Here is a 16,152-nt window from a genome sequence, read left to right on the forward strand (position 1 = left end):
CCCGGTTCAGCCACAGCCGGCCAGCAGGTCGAGGTGCTCGACCAGCACGTCGAGCCGGCCGGCGGCGATCTCGGCGCGGCGCCGGCCGGCGTACGCCCGGGTCGGGCCCGTCAGCTCTGGCCGCTGCTCGCAGGCGGCGTCGAGCCAGCCGGTGAACCACTCGCCAACCAGCTCCGCCCGCTGCGGGCCGAGCCGCCACGGGCTGGGCCGCAGGACCACGTCGACGCCGTGCCGGGCGAACGCCGCCGCGCAGGCGTGCACGGCGTCCGGCCCGAGCAGGCGCCCGTCGACCGTGCGTCGCTGGTGGTCGTTGAACGCGTCGGCGATCCGCCCGTCCCACGGATCCGCCGGGGTGAGCCGCACCCGACCGGTCACCGACAGGGCCAGCAGGGCCGGGCGGCCCGCCCCGGCGCAGGCCGCGACGAGCCGCTCGACCTCCTGCGCGGTGAGCATGTCCAGCAGCGCGGACGCGGTGACCAACGACGCGTCGGCGAGGTCGGCGGCCGTCAGCCGGGTGAGGTCGCCGCAGCGCACCTCGACGGTGACCGGGCCGCCGTCGCCCGCGGCGGCGGGCATCCCGGCGGCCGCGCGGGCGAGCAGGTCGGCGTCCCGGTCGTGCAGGATCCAGTGCTGCGGGCCGGGCAGTCGCGGCGCGAGCCACCGGGCCATCGCGCCGGTGCCAGCGCCGAGGTCGTGCACGACGAGCGGTCCGGCGCCGGCCAGCCGGGGGCGGACCAGGTCCACCAGGTCCTCGGCGCGGGCCGCCGCGTCGGCGGGCTCCCGCAGCGCCAGCCAGTGCGCGAAGCGCGGCGGCAGGTGCCCGGTCATGCCGCGGCCGTCCCGGCCAGCACCGCGCCCGCGACGGTCGCGGGAACCGTCCAGTCGTCGAGCGTGCGCCGCCGCCCGCGCGCCGCCCGCCGCAGCGCCCGACGCAGGTCGGGCTCGCCGAGCCAGCGCCGCAGCGCGCCGGCCAGGGCCGCCGGGTCGTCGGGCGGCACGAGCAGTCCCGGCGCCGCGCCGTCGGGCGCGCGGCCCAGGGCCTCGGGCAGCCCGCCGGCCGCCGTGGCGAGCACTGGCACGCCCCGCGCGAGGGCCTCGGTGACCACCATCCCGTACGTCTCCCGGCGCGAGGCCAGCACCAGCAGGTCGGCGGCGGCGTACGCGGCGTGCAGGGCCGCCCCGGTGCGCGGGCCGACCAGGCGCACCCGGTCGGCGAGACCGTGCCCGGTCACCCGCCGCCGCAGGGCCGCCACGAACCCCGGGTCCCGGGTCAGCGGCCCCACGCAGACACAGCCCCAGGGCAGGTCGGCGACCGCCGCCAGTGCCTCCACCAGCACGGCGTGCCCCTTGTGCGGGGCGAGGGCGGCGACGCAGAGCAGGTTTCCGCCGGCCGGTGACCCGGGCGCGGGCGGGGCCGGGTCCACGCCGGGCCGGGCCACGTGCACCCGGTCGGCCGGCAGCGCGTACCGGTCGAGCAGCCGCCGCCGGGTCCACTCGCTGGTGGTGACGACCGCGCCGGCGGCGGCCAGGGCGGCGGCCTCGGCGTCGTGCTCCAGCGGCAGGTGCACGAGGACGACGAGGCGCAGCCGCCGGGCGTGCGTGGCGAGCACCTCCGGCACGCAGGAGGCGACCAGCCCGTCGAGCAGGACCGGCGACCCGTCGGGCAGCGCCGCGAGCACCGTGGCGAGCCCGGCGCGGGCAGCCCGGTCGGGGCGGGGCCAGTCGCCGGGCACGGCGTGTTCGCGGACCGTCCAGCCGGCCGCCGCGAGGCCCCGGCAGAGCCGGCGGTCGTAGCCGTTGCCGCCGCTCGGCTCGGCCGGGTCGTCGATGTCGTTCGGCAGCACGACGTGCACCGTCGCCATTCAGAGCGACCGTTCGTAGCTGGCCCAGGCGACGTGCGACTCGTGCAGCGTGACGGTGATGCCGGCCAGGGCGCGCGCGCCCGCGCCGAGGTCGCCGGCGCGTACCCGCTCGGCGAGACGGTCGGCGACCGCGCGGGCCAGCACCTCGGTGGTCGTGTTCACCCCGGCGAAGGCCGGGTCGTCGTCGAGGTTGCGGTAGGTCAGTTCCCCGAGCACCGCCTTGAGCTGGTCGGTGGCGAGCCCGATGTCGACCACCACGCCGTCGGCGTCGAGGTCGGGGCGGCGGAAGGTGGCGTCCACGACGAAGGTCGCCCCGTGCAGGCGCTGCGCCGGACCGAACACCTCCCCCCGGAAGCTGTGGGCGATCATCATGTGGTCTCGTACGGTCACGCTGAACACGGGTCACTCTCCGTCGTAGGTGATGAGGTGGCACAGTGCGGGGAGACTGCCGGCGGTCAGCCGGGCCAGCACGTCGGGCAGCTCCGCGAAGCGGGACTCGCCGGTGAGCAGCGCGTCGAAGGCGGGATCGGCGAGCAGCTCCAGGGCGAGCCCCAGCCGGTCGGCGAAGCTGCGGCTGCCCCGTCGGGCCGGCGCGACGGCGCCCACCTGGCTGCCGCGCACGCTCAGCCGTCCGGAGTGGAACGCCCCGCCCAGCGCCAGCGCGACGGTGCGGTCGCCGTACCAGCTCAGCTCGACGACGGTGCCCTCCGGCCGGAGCAGCTCCAGCGAGCGTTGCAGGCCGGCGGCGGTGGCGCTGGCGTGCACCACGAGGTCCCGCCCGCCGGCGGCCTCCTTCGGCGGGGCGAAGCCGACGCCGAGTGCGGCGGCGACGGTCGCCCGGGCCGGGTCGGTGTCGACCAGCTCCACCCGCACGCCCGGAAAGCGGGCGAGCAGCGCCGCCACGCAGCAGCCGACCATGCCGCCGCCGACCACGCTCACCCGGTCGCCGACCAGGGGCGCGGCGTCCCAGAGCGCGTTCACCGCCGTCTCCACCGTCCCGGCGAGCACCGCGCGGGCGGGCGGCACCGCGTCCGGCACGGGCACCACCGCGCCGGCCGGGACCACGTACGCGGTCTGGTGCGGGTGCAGGCAGAACACGGTCCGGCCCCGCAGCTCGTCCGGGCCCCGCTCGACCACCCCCACGTTGAGGTAGCCGTACTTCACCGGCGCCGGGAAGTCCCCCTCCTGGAACGGGGCGCGCATCGCCGCGTGCTGGTCGGCGGGGACGCGGCCGGCGAAGACCAGCGTCTCCGTGCCCCGGCTGACGCCGGAGTACCGGCTGCGGACGAGCACCTCGTCCGGGCCGGGGTCGGCGAGCGGTGCCGACCGGATCTCACCCTCGCCGGGCGTACGCAGCCAGAAGGCGCGCGCCTCACCGGTCACCGGCTCCTCCTCACCCGCATCCGGGGCGAACCGAACGGCGGTATTTCCCGTAGTTCCTGTCGGATGTCGTCGACGATAGACACGGAGGCACGGTGCCCACGGTTCGAAAAGACCCGGCGATCGGGCTGATCGTCCAGATTGTCCTGCTGGCGGGGCTGGCCGCGACGGTCGGTCTCGGCCCGGTGGGCTGGCTCGCCGGGGCCGCGTACGGGGCGGCGCTGTGCCTGATCCTCGACCGGGGGCTGCGCCGGTCGGGCTCGCACGCCCTCGGGCCGGCCGACCGGGTGACGCTGGCCCGGGCGCTCCTCGTCGGCGGCGTGACGGCGCTGACCGGGGACGCGCTCGCCCCGACCGCCGTCGACCGGGCCGCGTCGGTCGGGGTGCTGGTCGCCCTCACCGCCGTGGCGCTGGCCCTCGACGCCGTCGACGGGTACGTGGCCCGGCGCACCGGCACCGCCAGCGCGCTGGGGGCCCGCTTCGACATGGAGGTCGACGCGTTCCTCATCCTCGTCCTCGGGGCGGCCGTCGCGCCCGCCGTGGGTGCCTGGGTGCTCGCCCTCGGCGCCATGCGGTACGCGTTCGTCGCCGCCGGGTGGGTGCTGCCCTGGCTGCGCCGGCCGCTGCCCCCGAGGTACTGGCGCAAGGTCGTCGCGGCGGCGCAGGGCGTGCTGCTGCTGGTCGCGGCTGCCGGGGTGCTGCCCGGACCGGGCGACGCGCTGGTGCTGACGGTCGCGCTGGCCCTGCTCGTCGAGTCGTTCGGCCGCGACGTCGGGTGGCTGTGGCGGCGCCGCTCGGTCTGGGCGGTGTCACCGGGCGCCCCGCGCCGCCGGATCCGGCCCGCGGCGGTACGCCCCGACCTCGTCACCGCCCGTGACTGACCGCCCCCCGTCGCCGCCCGGGACCGAGCCGCCCTCGTCCCCGCGCACGAACGGCCGGCCCTCGTCGCCCCCCGCAACCTCGTCGCCGCCCGCGAACGACCGGCCCTCGTCGCCGCCCGGGACCGGCCGGTCGGCTGTCGGGGCGCGCGGCCGTACCTCCGAAGGAGCGGGCGGGAGGCGGCGGGGCGCGGCGCGGGTGACGACCGCGCTGGCCGCCCTGCTCGTGCTGGTCGCCCTGACCGCGCCGCACCAGCCCGCCCGGCTCACACCCGGCGCGTTCGTGCGGGTGCCCCTCGAAGGTCTGCTCGTGGTCGCCGTGCTGCTCGCCCTGCCGGCCCGCGCGCGGCGGCCGGTGGCGGCGCTCGCGGGCGCGCTGCTCGGGTTGCTGGCCCTGCTGAAGGTCGCCGACCTGGGCTTCCTCGCGACCCTCGGCCGCCCCTTCGACCTGGTGCTCGACTGGGCCCTGCTCGACGACGCGCTCGGGTTCCTCACCGATTCGGCCGGGCGGGCGGGCGCCGCCGGGGCGGTCGTCGCGGCCGTGCTGCTGCTCGCCGCCGTGCTCCTCGCGACGACGCGGTCCGTGCTGCGGCTGACCCCCCTGCTGGTGCGGCACCGCGCCGCCACCCGGCGCATGGTCGCCGCACTGGTGGTGGTCTGGCTGGCCTGCGCCACGTTCGGCGTGCGCGTGTCCCCCGGCGTGCCGGTGGCCGACGCCGCCGCGACCGAGCTGGTCGGCGACCACGCCCGCCAGGTACGCGCCCGGCTGCGCGACCGGGAGGTCTTCGCGGCCCAGGTCGGCGTCGACGCGTTCCGGGACGCCCCCGGCGACCGCCTGCTGACCGCGCTGCGCGGCAAGGACGTGGTGGTCGCCTTCGTGGAGAGCTACGGGCGCGACGCGGTGGAGAACCCGGAGTACGCCCCGGGCGTGGGCGCCGTGCTGGCCGACGGGGACCGCCGGCTGCGGGCCGCCGGCTTCGCCTCGCGCAGCGGGTTCCTCACCTCGCCGACCACCGGCGGCGGCAGCTGGCTGGCCCACGCCACGCTGCTGTCCGGCATGTGGGTGGACAACGACCAGCGGCACCGCAGCCTGCTGGCCAGCGACCGGTTGACGCTGGGCGGCGCCTTCCGGCGGGCCGGCTGGCGCACGGTGGGTGTGATGCCGGCCGCCGCCCGACCCTGGCCGGAGGGGGCCTTCTTCGGCTACGAGGCCTTCTACGACGCCCGCAGCCTCGGCTACCGGGGGCCGAAGTTCAGCTACGCCCCGATGCCCGACCAGTACACCCTGGCGACCTTCGAGCGCCTGGAACGCTCCCGGGCGGATCGCGCCCCGGTGATGGCCGAGATCGCGCTCGTGTGCAGCCACTCCCCCTGGACGAAGATCCCGCGCCTCGTCGACTGGTCGCGGGTCGGCGACGGGACCGTCTTCCACGGCGAGACCACCGGCAACCCGTCGGCGCAGCCCCGCGCCGGCTACCGCCGGTCCGTCGAGTACTCCCTGGGCACCCTCGTGTCCTACCTGGAGGCCCACGGCGACGACGACCTGGTGCTGGTCTTCCTCGGCGACCACCAGCCCGCCCCGGTCGTCACCGGCGCCCGGGCGAGCCGGGACGTGCCGGTCACCGTCGTCGCCCGGGACCCGGCCGTGCTCGACCGGATCTCGGGATGGGGCTGGGACGACGGACTCCGGCCCGGGCCACGCGCGCCGGTCTGGCCGATGGACGCCTTCCGCGACCGGTTCCTCACCGCCTTCGGCGGCTGACCCCGCCCGCGCGACACCGTGGGCGGCCCGCCCCCGGGACGCCCGGCGGAGCGCCTTCGGGAGCCGAACGGGCCGGCGCCGGAGCGCGGGCAGGCCGCGTCGGGACACCGCCGGCCCGCCTCCGGGGCACCGGACAAGGCCGCCGTCGGGGCACCGGACGGAGGCCGCCGTCGGGCAGGTCCCGGCGGGGCGTCCGCGGCACGGTCCGGTTCCGTCAGCGGGGTGCCACGAGGCCGGCGTAGTCGTCGGCGGCCAGGGGTCGCCGGGACAGCGACCCGTCGGCGCGCGGCACCCCCAGCGGGGCCCCGCCCCGGAAGAAGGCCACGGTGTCGACGTCGGAACGGGCGGTCAGGGTGCAGACGATCTGCCCGAAGGCGAGGACCTCGTCGCTGCGGCCCGTCTCGTCGCCGGCCCCGCCGAGGTCCACGTCGACCTCGTTGCCCCGCGGCCGGGCAGCGGCGACCGGCACGGCCCCGGGCAGCGCCGTCGTCAGGCCCCGGTCGCGCTCGGCGGTGGTCGGGCCGGCCAGCAGGTGCTGGAGCTGGGCGTCGACGGTGGGCGTGCCGTCGACCCGACGCTCGACGCGGACCAGCCGGTCGTCGCTGACGAAGCAGAGCACCTCCGTCGTCCGCCCCGCCGTCAGGGTGGGGGTCGGTGTCGCCACGATCGCCCCCGGCGAGGGGAACGGCCCGGGCGGGGGTGCCACGGCGCGCGGGGCGCGCTCGGTCGGGACGCCGCAGCCGCCCAGCAGCCCCAGCACGACGAGCGCGCCGCCGACGGCGCGCCACCGGCCCGGGCGGCGCGCGGGTGGGGGGTTCGCGGGCGGGGGGTTCGCGGGCGCGCGGCCGGTCGCGGCGGGCGGAGGGCTCGCGGGGGCACGACCGGTCGCGGCGAGCGGGGAGTTCGCGGGCGGGGAGCCGGGCGCGGCGGGCGACGGCTGCACGGGCGCGCGGCGGGTCACGGCAGCACCCCGGGCAGCTCGACCCGGAAGCGGGCACCCCCGCCGGGGCGGTCGCCCGCGCCGGCCCGCCCCCGGTGCGCGGCGGCGTGCTGCGCGACGATGGCCAGCCCGAGCCCGGTGCCGTCGCCGTCGCCACGCGAGTGCGCGGCCCGGCCACGGACGAAGCGGTCGAAGATGGGGTCACGGTCCTCCGGCGGCACGCCCGGCCCCTCGTCGTCGACCTCGACGATCCCCGTCCCGTTCCGCTGCGACAGCCGCACGGCCACCGGCCCGCCGCCGTGGCGCAGCGCGTTGTCGACCAGGTTGGCCAGGATCTGCTCGACCCGACGCTCGTCGACCAGCCAGGTGGGCGGGACACCCGCGCCGACCCGGACGAGCGTGGCCGGCAGCCCACGGACCTGACAGGCGCGGCGGGCCAGCGCCGCCACGTCCACCGGCGCCCGGTCCACCGGCTGGTCGCTGCGGGCCAGCTGGATGAGGTCGTCGACCAACTGCTGGAACCGGGTGATCTCGTCGGCCACGAGGCCGGCGGCGGTGGCGGTGCGCTCGTCGAGATGGGCCCGGCGACGGGCCAGGACGCTGGCCGCGGCCGAGAGGGTCTGCAACGGCGAGCGCAGCTCGTGGCTGACGTCCGCGGCGAAGCGCCGGTCCCGCTCGATACGCCGGGAGAGCTGGTCGACCATGTGGTTGAAGGACGTGGAGAGCCGGGTGAGGTCGGGGTCGGTGGTCGCGGCGAGCCGGGCGGAGAAGTTGCCCGCCGCGATCTCCTGCGCGGCGTCGGCCACCGCCGTCAGCGGCCGCAAACTGTGTCGGGTGGCGTACCAGCCCAGGGCGGCGCCGGACCCGGCGACCACGATGGCCACGGCGGTCAGTGCCAGCGCCAGGACCCGCAGGGTCTGGTCCAGCTCGCGCAGCGACGTCAGCTCGTAGTAGCTGGTGGACGGGGCCAGCGGCAGGCCGACGAGCAGGGTGGGCTGGCCGTTGACCCGGACCCGCTGCACTGCCGGTTCCCCGGCGTGGACGAGCTGTTGCAGGTCGACCGGGATGGCGGCGGTCAGGCCGGCGTCGGCCGTACGGGCGTACCAGTCGTCGCCGCGGTGCAGCAGCGGCCGGCGGTTGCCGCCGGTGTCGAGGGACCGCAGCACCTCCACCACGTCGAGGGCCTCCGTGTCCAGGCCGGTACGCACCACCGCCGCGTCGAAGTACGCCGCCCGCACGGCGGTGCGCTCCCGCTCGTCCAGCAGGGATCGCCTGGTCAGTTCGTACGAGACCAGCGCCATCGAGGCCGACAGCAGCAGTGCGCCGACCGCGAAACCGGCGGACACCCGGGCCCGCAGTCCGAGGCGCCTCACCGGGTCAGCTTGTAGCCGAGGCCGCGCAGGGTGACCAGGTGCCGGGGGTTGCCCGGATCGTCCTCGATCTTCTGTCGCAGCCGACCCACGTGCACGTCGACGAGCCGCTCGTCACCGGTGTCGTAGCCCCAGACCCGTTGCAGCAGCTGGTGGCGCGACAGCACCCGGCCGGCGTGCTCGGCCAGCTCGCACAGCAGCCGGAACTCGGTGCGGGTGACCGGCACCGGCTGCCCCGCCAGGCGTACCTCCCCGGCGTCCGGGCTGATCTCCAGCTGCCCGAAGGTGAGCACCGGTACGGGGTCGGGCGCCGCCCGGGCCCGGCGCCGTAGGGCGCGCAGCCGCGCCGACAGTTCCTTGATCGCCACCGGCTTGACCACGTAGTCGTCGGCCCCCGCCTCCAGCGCTGCGACGATGTCGTGGGTGTCGTCGCGGGCGCTGACCACCACGATCGGCACGTCGTCGTCGCGGCGCAGCCGCCGGATGCACTCGAAGCCGTCGAGGCCCGGCAGCATCAGGTCGACCAGTACGGTGTCGGCCGGCTCCCGGCGCTGCCGCAGCAGTCCCTCCTCGGCGGTGGCCACGCCCCGGACGCGGTACCCCTCGTCCTCGAGCGCGAGCAGCAACGCCAGACGGATCCGGTCGTCGTCCTCGATCACCAGCACGTCCGTCATACCGGCATCATCCCCAAGGCGGCGACGGGCGCCCAACCGTGTCCGGCGTTCGACGGTTTTGTCACGCAACTGTCATACAACCGCGCGACCCGCGCCACGGGCGGCGCCGAGGGTGGTGGGGAACACCCGTGGGCCGGCTGCCGTCGGCCGACCGGCCCGGCAGGAGGGACCAGATGACCGTCGCCGGTCTCCTCACCGCGCTCGCCGTCGGTCTCCTCGTCGCCGGGGCGGGCTGGTGGGTGACCCCGCGCCGGCGGGAGGTGCCGGCCTGGCTGGCCCTGGTGGCGGGGATCGTCACCGCGCTGCTCGGCGTCATCCTGGCCCGCATCGTCGGCCTCGACACCGACCGGTCGGGCGCGTGGCGCGTCGGCGTGCCGGCCGCCTCGGCCGTCGTCGGCGTCGCCCTCGTGGCGGCCACGGCCGGTCCCCGGCGCGCCGCCGCCCCGCCGCGCGGGACGGGGCCGGACCTCGACACCGCCCAGACGCCGCCGGTCGCGGGCCGGCGCGTGGCACGGCCCGACCTCCCGTGGAGGAAGACACGATGACCGTCGTACCGGACGAGCACCTGATGACGTTGATCTGCGACAGCTGCGGGGACACGACCACGGGCACCGCCTGCGTCCTGCCCGACGCCGAGGTCGTCTGGACCCTGGTGGCCGAACACGGCTGGAGCGGCTCGCCGTTCGCCACGGGCCCGCACCGCTGTCCCCCGTGCAGCCTGCCGGGTCTCGGGGGCGACGCCACGGGTCAGGGCGGGCCGCCGGGCGTGGACCATCTCGACGACGTCGCGGCGGTGACGGCCGCCGGGAACGTCGACGTCGACACCGCCGACGAGCTGCGGGCCGCCCTGCGGCAGGCGGTGGACGTCGGCGGGCACGTGGTGGTCGACCTGACCCGGGTGCGCCTCATCGACGCCGGCGGGCTCGCGCTGCTCGTCCGGGCCCACCGCGACGCCCGGGAGCGTGGCGCCGTGCTCTGCCTGGCCGCTCCGTCCCGTTTCATCCGCACCGTGCTGCACACCATGCGGCTCGACGGGCTGTTCCCGGTCTTCGCGAGCCCGCAGGAGGCGCTCCGGCGGCTCTCCCCGGGCGGGGCAGGTGACACCGCGGGGCTGGCGGCCGTCGCCGCCGGGCCGGGTCCGCGCGGCCGCCGTGCGGCGGCGGCGACCGAGGCGTCGTCCCGCTGACCCGACCGCCGGGCCCGGGCGGCCCGGCCCGCAGACCATCGAGAGGAAGCACGCCATGCTCATCCCCTGGCCGTACCCGGACGAGGGCGGGTTCCGCCCCGAGCCGCCGGGCCCCTCGCCGGACGACGAGGACGGCCGGTTGGCGGCGCTGGTCGCCCAGCGGCTGAGCAGCGACTGGACCACCCGCCGCCAGCAGATCGTGGTGACCGTACAGAACCGCGTCGTCATTCTCGCGGGCATCGTGACCGGGCCGGAGACCCGGCGGGTGGCCGGCGAGATCGCCTGGGACGTCCGGGGCGTCGCCGACGTCTGCAACGCCCTGCGGCTCGCCGCCTCGCGCCGGCCCCGCCACTGAACGCCGGCCCCTTCACCGAACACCCGCCCCTTCACTGAGCGCCCGCTCCCGACGACCGCCGCGGCGTCCGGCCGGGTGGACCGGTCCTCCCGGCCGAGGGCGGTCCCGGCGTCCCGGGGACGGTCAGGCCACGGGCTGGTCGACCGGGCAGGCGTACGCCGTGCGACCGCCCAGCTGCCACGTGCGCACCCGGGCGCCGCAGTGCCGGCAGGTCGGCCGCTTGTAGACCCACCGCTCGTCGGGTGCCGCCGGGTCGCTGACCACCTGGCCGGCGTCGCGACCCAGCGTGAGGTACGCGACGGCGAGCTCCCACAGCCGGCGGGCCGGCGCCGTCCCGACCGCTCGGGCGTCGGGGTCGAGGCCGGCGAGGAAGAGCAGCTCCGCCCGCCAGACGTTGCCGAGGCCCGCCCACACCGCCTGGTCGAGCAGCGCCGCGCCGACCGCGCCCCTGGCGGCGCCGAGCCGGCGTACGGCGTCCTCGCCGTCGGCGTCGGCGCGCAGCGGGTCCGGGCCGAGCGAGGCCCGCAGCGCGCGCTCGCCGTCGTCCGGGAGCGGTTCGCAGCGGATGGGCGCGATCAGGTCGTACGCGACGCCGGCGCGGGCCAGGCGCAGCCGGACGCCCTTGCGGGGCGGGACGGCCGGGTCGTCGTGGCGCAGGAACAGCCCGCGCATGCCGAGGTGCACGTGCAGGGCCGGCGCGTCATCGACGTGGTAGAGCAGGTGCTTGCCGTACGCCTCCACCGCCCGCAACCGCCGCCCGTCGTACGGGCCGGCGTCGAGACGCCCCTGCGGGCTGGACACGGCGAGGACCTGCCCGGCGAGGGCGGCGTGCTGCTCGCGCGCGTACCGATGGACGAGGTGGCCCTCGGGCATGCGGCCCGGGTACCCGAGGCACGGGCGCGAAAACGGCGCGTCCGGGGCGCGGGAACAACGGCGATCGGTCCGCAGTTGTCCCTTTCGTGACCGACGTTGTCCCGCACCCGCGGCTGTTCGACATCCGGCGGATCTACGTAGAGCCGGAGGCCGCCGGGCTGCCCCGCGGGCGGGCCGTGCTGGAGCGCTTTCCCGATGCGGAGCGCGTCGAGGTCGAGAGCCACTCCCGCATCCCGGAGTTGTACGGGGACGAGACGAACGTGGCCCGGTGGGTGCGGATCAAGACGGAGGCCCTGGTGCTGGGGGTCAAGAAGTCCCTGACCGCCCGCCCGAACGGCCGCTCGGCCGACTTCATCGCCCCGTCCACGGCGAACGGCTGCGCGATGGCGTGCGCCTACTGCTACGTGCCGCGCCGCAAGGGCTACAGCAACCCGGTGACGGTCTTCGCCAACATCGACCGGATCGCCGGCTACCTGGGTCGGCACGTGGGCCGGCAGGGCGTCAAAAGTGAGCCGAACCAGTGCGACCCCGCCGCCTGGGTCTACGACATCGGCGAGAACTCCGACTGCTCGGTGGACGCCCGCATCTCCGACAACGTCCGGGACCTGGTGACCCTGTTCCGGGGCCTGCCCACGGCGAAGGCCACGTTCGCCACGAAGCACGTCAACCGTGACCTGCTCGACTGGGATCCCCGGGGCCGGACCCGCGTCCGGTTCTCGCTGATGCCGGCCCGCGACGCCAAGCTGCTCGACATCCGGACCTCCCCGGTCGCGGAGCGGTTGGCCGCCGTCGACGACTTCGTCGCGGCCGGCTACGAGGTGCACGTCAACTTCAGCCCGGTGGTGGTCCGCGACGGGTGGCTGGACGACTGGGCGGAGCTGCTCGACCAGCTCGACGACGCGCTCGGGCCCGCCGCCAAGGCGCAGCTCGCCGCCGAGGTCATCTTCCTGACCCACAACGACCGGCTGCACGAGGTGAACCTCGGCTGGCACCCGAAGGCCGAGGAGATCCTCTGGCGGCCGGATCTCCAGCAGCCGAAGCGGTCGCAGACCGGCGGCTGGAACGTGCGGTACCGCACCGGCAGCAAGGGCGCCTACGTGGTGGCGTTGACGGACCTGATCGCCGCGAAGGCGCCGTACTGCCGGGTCCGCTACGCGTTCTGACGGGCTCCGGTGCACGGAAAGCAGTTCAGGGCCACCCCCGAAGGGGTGACCCTGAACTGAAAGATTGTCCGGCGGTGTCCTACTCTCCCACACCCTCCCGAGTGCAGTACCATCGGCGCTGGAGGGCTTAGCTTCCGGGTTCGGAATGTAACCGGGCGTTTCCCCTCCGCCATGACCGCCGTAACTCTATCGACATATCAAACAACACCAACCACGTGGTCTGTTGTTCGTTTATCGAGAGTTGCACAGTGGACGCGTAGCAGCTTAGTAGTCAAGTCCTCGGCCTATTAGTACCGGTCAACTGAACCCGTTACCGGGCTTACATTTCCGGCCTATCAACCCAGTCGTCTAGCTGGGGGCCTTACCCCACAAAGTGGGTGGGATACCTCATCTTGAAGCGAGCTTCCCGCTTAGATGCTTTCAGCGGTTATCCCTTCCGAACGTAGCTAACCAGCCGTGCCCCTGGCGGGACAACTGGCACACCAGAGGTTCGTCCGTCCCGGTCCTCTCGTACTAGGGACAGCCCTTCTCAAGTATCCTACGCGCACGGCGGATAGGGACCGAACTGTCTCACGACGTTCTAAACCCAGCTCGCGTACCGCTTTAATGGGCGAACAGCCCAACCCTTGGGACCTGCTACAGCCCCAGGATGCGACGAGCCGACATCGAGGTGCCAAACCATCCCGTCGATATGGACTCTTGGGGAAGATCAGCCTGTTATCCCCGGGGTACCTTTTATCCGTTGAGCGACACCGCTTCCACTCGCAAGTGCCGGATCACTAGTCCCGACTTTCGTCCCTGCTCGACCTGTCAGTCTCACAGTCAAGCTCCCTTGTGTACTTGCACTCAACACCTGATTGCCAACCAGGCTGAGGGAACCTTTGGGCGCCTCCGTTACCCTTTAGGAGGCAACCGCCCCAGTTAAACTACCCACCAGACACTGTCCCTGAACCGGATAACGGTCCGAAGTTAGATACCCAAATCAACCAGAGTGGTATTTCAAGATTGCCTCCACCCATACTGGCGTATGGACTTCACCGGCTCCCACCTATCCTACACAAGCTAATTCGGATACCAATGTCAAGCTATAGTAAAGGTCCCGGGGTCTTTCCGTCCTGCCGCGCGTAACGAGCATCTTTACTCGTAATGCAATTTCGCCGGGCCTGTGGTTGAGACAGTGGGGAAGTCGTTACGCCATTCGTGCAGGTCGGAACTTACCCGACAAGGAATTTCGCTACCTTAGGATGGTTATAGTTACCACCGCCGTTTACTGGCGCTTAAGTTCTCCGCTTCGCCCCAAAGAGCTAACAGGTCCCCTTAACGTTCCAGCACCGGGCAGGCGTCAGTCCATATACATCGAATTACTTCTTCGCATGGACCTGTGTTTTTAGTAAACAGTCGCTTCCCCCTGCTCTCTGCGGCCATACAACGCTCCACCCGCGCGGGGCTTCACGTCTCCGGCCCCCCTTCTCCCTAAGTTACGGGGGCAATTTGCCGAGTTCCTTAACCACAGTTCGCCCGATCGCCTCGGTATTCTCTACCTGACCACCTGTGTCGGTTTGGGGTACGGGCCGCTAAGAACTCGCTAGAGGCTTTTCTCGGCAGCATAGGATCACTGACTTCACCTGAATCGGCTCGGCATCACGTCTCAGCCCTAATGGTGTGCGGATTTGCCTACACACCGGCCTACACGCTTACCCCGGCACAACCACCGGCCGGGCTCAGCTACCTTCCTGCGTCACCCCATCGCTTGACTACTACCCGCCAGGTTCCCACGCTCCCCCAGTTCGGTCCGAAGACCTCCCCAGGTTCGGGTGGTTAGCACAACGAGGTTCATCAGGGACGCTCTTTCGCGGGTACGGGAATATCAACCCGTTGTCCATCGACTACGCCTCTCGGCCTCGCCTTAGGTCCCGACTCACCCAGGGCGGATTAGCCTGGCCCTGGAACCCTTGGTCATCCGGCGGAAGGGTTTCTCACCCTTCTTTCGCTACTCATGCCTGCATTCTCACTCGTGCCGCGTCCACAACTGGGTCACCCCGCTGCTTCACCCCCGGCACGACGCTCCCCTACCCATCCACACACCTGCACAAGGAATCAAGTCCAAGCGAGGTAAAAATGTGAATGCCACAGCTTCGGCGGTGTGCTTGAGCCCCGCTACATTGTCGGCGCGGAACCACTTGACCAGTGAGCTATTACGCACTCTTTAAAGGGTGGCTGCTTCTAAGCCAACCTCCTGGTTGTCTATGCGACCCCACATCCTTTTCCACTTAGCACACGCTTAGGGGCCTTAGCTGGTGATCTGGGCTGTTTCCCTCTCGACTACGAAGCTTATCCCCCGCAGTCTCACTGCCGCGCTCTCACTTACCGGCATTCGGAGTTTGGCTGATTTCGGTAAGCTTGTGGGCCCCCTAGACCATCCAGTGCTCTACCTCCGGCAAGAAACACGCGACGCTGCACCTAAATGCATTTCGGGGAGAACCAGCTATCACGGAGTTTGATTGGCCTTTCACCCCTAACCACAGGTCATCCCCCAACTTTTCAACGTTGGTGGGTTCGGCCCTCCACGCGGTCTTACCCGCGCTTCAGCCTGCCCATGGCTAGATCACTCCGCTTCGGGTCTAGGACACGCGACTGAACGCCCTATTCAGACTCGCTTTCGCTACGGCTCCCCCACACGGGTTAACCTCGCCACATGCCACTAACTCGCAGGCTCATTCTTCAAAAGGCACGCCGTCACCCCGCAAGGCTCCGACGGATTGTAGGCGAACGGTTTCAGGTACTATTTCACTCCCCTCCCGGGGTACTTTTCACCATTCCCTCACGGTACTCGTCCGCTATCGGTCACCAGGAAGTATTTAGGCTTACCAGGTGGTCCTGGCAGATTCACGGCAGATTTCAGGGGTCCGCCGCTACTCGGGAACACCCACAGAAGGTCAGCAACTTTCACCTACCGGACTCTCACCGTCTACGGTCAGCCATTCCAGACTGTTCGACTAGCCACTGACTTTGTAACTTCTCGAACAAGTGTCAGCTTGTTCAGCAGGGTCCCACAACCCCGACCACGCAACCCCTGACAGGTATCACACGCAACCGGTTTAGCCTCAATCCGCTTTCGCTCGCCACTACTCACGGAATCACTAAATTGTTTTCTCTTCCTACGGGTACTGAGATGTTTCACTTCCCCGCGTTCCCCCCACACACCCTATGTGTTCAGGTGTGGGTGACTGGACATGACTCCAGCCAGGTTTCCCCATTCGGACACCCTGGGATCACAGCTTGGTTGACAGCTCCCCCAGGCCTATCGCGGCCTCCCACGTCCTTCATCGGCTCCTGGTGCCAAGGCATTCACCGTTCGCCCTTGACAACTTGACCACAAAGATGCTCGCGTCCACTGTGCAATTCTCAACAAACGACCAACCCACAACCCGATCCGTGCGACACCAAACCCGACCACCGCCGGCGGTATGCCACACCAGGCCATGCCTGGCAGCCCGACAAGCTCTCACGCTCGCCTACGGCTCCGAAAAAACAACCAACGGTTGTTCCTTCAGGACCCAACAGGGTGCTATCCGCCCTCTCCCAGCCGCACCAGGACTCCGTTCCCACCACCCGAGGGCAGCTGTACTAGGAAGAACCCGGCCGTTGCCAGGAAAAAACTCGCCAGTGTCTCCGCCATTGAGCACCCCACCACCACATTCGGGCAGTG

12 protein-coding genes, 2 rRNA genes and 1 pseudogene are annotated in these 16,152 nt (G+C 72.5%); 5 read left to right on the forward strand and 10 right to left on the reverse strand.

All coding sequences use genetic code 11. The annotated features are described in order from the left end of the window. Positions 1 to 6 precede the first annotated feature (6 nt). The 4 genes from OG989_RS25570 to OG989_RS25585 are packed head-to-tail and all read right to left on the reverse strand — an operon-like array spanning position 7 to position 3,245. On the reverse strand, positions 7 to 828 hold the full coding sequence (locus OG989_RS25570; RefSeq protein WP_327028727.1) for a methyltransferase domain-containing protein: 822 nt from the start codon (positions 826 to 828) through the stop codon (positions 7 to 9). After that, positions 825 to 1,862 carry a glycosyltransferase family 4 protein gene (locus tag OG989_RS25575; RefSeq protein WP_327028728.1) on the reverse strand — a complete coding sequence of 346 codons (1,038 nt, stop codon included), beginning with the start codon at positions 1,860 to 1,862 and terminating at the stop codon, positions 825 to 827. The genes OG989_RS25570 and OG989_RS25575 overlap by 4 nt, the downstream gene beginning before the upstream one ends. Continuing rightward, positions 1,863 to 2,261, reverse strand: a complete 399-nt coding sequence (locus tag OG989_RS25580) for a 6-pyruvoyl trahydropterin synthase family protein (RefSeq protein WP_151453121.1) — start codon at positions 2,259 to 2,261, stop codon at positions 1,863 to 1,865. 3 nt (positions 2,262 to 2,264) lie between these two features. Next, complete coding sequence (locus tag OG989_RS25585; protein WP_327028729.1) at positions 2,265 to 3,245, reverse strand: zinc-dependent alcohol dehydrogenase; 981 nt, start codon at positions 3,243 to 3,245, stop codon at positions 2,265 to 2,267. A gap of 92 nt (positions 3,246 to 3,337) precedes the next feature. Between OG989_RS25585 and OG989_RS31990 the strand changes: the two are divergent. Next, positions 3,338 to 5,882, forward strand: a pseudogene (locus OG989_RS31990) (CDP-alcohol phosphatidyltransferase family protein). A gap of 214 nt (positions 5,883 to 6,096) precedes the next feature. Here OG989_RS31990 and OG989_RS25600 read toward each other — a convergent pair. From OG989_RS25600 to OG989_RS25610, 3 genes are all read right to left on the reverse strand, one after another. Continuing rightward, a complete protein-coding gene (locus tag OG989_RS25600) occupies positions 6,097 to 6,642 on the reverse strand; it encodes a GerMN domain-containing protein (protein ID WP_327031236.1) in 546 nt (181 codons plus the stop codon). Positions 6,643 to 6,839: 197 nt separating this feature from the next. Beyond that, a complete protein-coding gene (locus OG989_RS25605) occupies positions 6,840 to 8,195 on the reverse strand; it encodes a sensor histidine kinase (protein ID WP_327028730.1) in 1,356 nt (451 codons plus the stop codon). Beyond that, positions 8,192 to 8,866, reverse strand: a complete 675-nt coding sequence (locus OG989_RS25610) for a response regulator transcription factor (RefSeq protein ID WP_151457378.1) — start codon at positions 8,864 to 8,866, stop codon at positions 8,192 to 8,194. The genes OG989_RS25605 and OG989_RS25610 overlap by 4 nt, the downstream gene beginning before the upstream one ends. A 173-nt stretch (positions 8,867 to 9,039) precedes the next feature. Here OG989_RS25610 and OG989_RS25615 point away from each other — a divergent pair, with 173 nt between their 5' ends. From OG989_RS25615 to OG989_RS25625, 3 genes are read left to right on the forward strand one after another with little or no spacing between them, the layout of a single operon-like run. Continuing rightward, positions 9,040 to 9,411, forward strand: a complete 372-nt coding sequence (locus OG989_RS25615) for a GlsB/YeaQ/YmgE family stress response membrane protein (RefSeq protein ID WP_192581595.1) — start codon at positions 9,040 to 9,042, stop codon at positions 9,409 to 9,411. Further along, positions 9,408 to 10,052: an STAS domain-containing protein gene (locus OG989_RS25620; protein ID WP_327028731.1), complete on the forward strand. Its 645-nt coding sequence runs from the start codon at positions 9,408 to 9,410 to the stop codon at positions 10,050 to 10,052. The genes OG989_RS25615 and OG989_RS25620 overlap by 4 nt, the downstream gene beginning before the upstream one ends. Before the next feature lie 55 nt (positions 10,053 to 10,107). Next, a complete protein-coding gene (locus OG989_RS25625) occupies positions 10,108 to 10,407 on the forward strand; it encodes a BON domain-containing protein (RefSeq protein WP_327028732.1) in 300 nt (99 codons plus the stop codon). A gap of 123 nt (positions 10,408 to 10,530) precedes the next feature. Here OG989_RS25625 and OG989_RS25630 read toward each other — a convergent pair whose 3' ends face one another. Next, entirely contained in the window at positions 10,531 to 11,280 is a 750-nt protein-coding gene (locus tag OG989_RS25630; RefSeq protein WP_327028733.1) for a DNA-formamidopyrimidine glycosylase family protein, read from the reverse strand. Positions 11,281 to 11,366: 86 nt separating this feature from the next. Here OG989_RS25630 and OG989_RS25635 point away from each other — a divergent pair, with 86 nt between their 5' ends. Next, positions 11,367 to 12,443, forward strand: coding sequence for a spore photoproduct lyase family protein (locus tag OG989_RS25635; protein ID WP_327028734.1), 1,077 nt, complete (start codon positions 11,367 to 11,369; stop codon positions 12,441 to 12,443). A gap of 66 nt (positions 12,444 to 12,509) precedes the next feature. On the opposite strand, the gene rrf is transcribed toward OG989_RS25635, so the two are convergent. Both rrf and OG989_RS25645 read right to left on the reverse strand, forming a co-directional pair. Then, positions 12,510 to 12,626 (reverse strand): 5S ribosomal RNA (rrf, locus tag OG989_RS25640). Positions 12,627 to 12,710: 84 nt separating this feature from the next. Further along, positions 12,711 to 15,818, reverse strand: a 23S ribosomal RNA gene (locus tag OG989_RS25645). Positions 15,819 to 16,152 lie beyond the last annotated feature (334 nt).

Source organism: Micromonospora sp. NBC_01740 (genome assembly GCF_035920365.1).
Lineage (GTDB): Bacteria > Actinomycetota > Actinomycetes > Mycobacteriales > Micromonosporaceae > Micromonospora > Micromonospora reichwaldensis.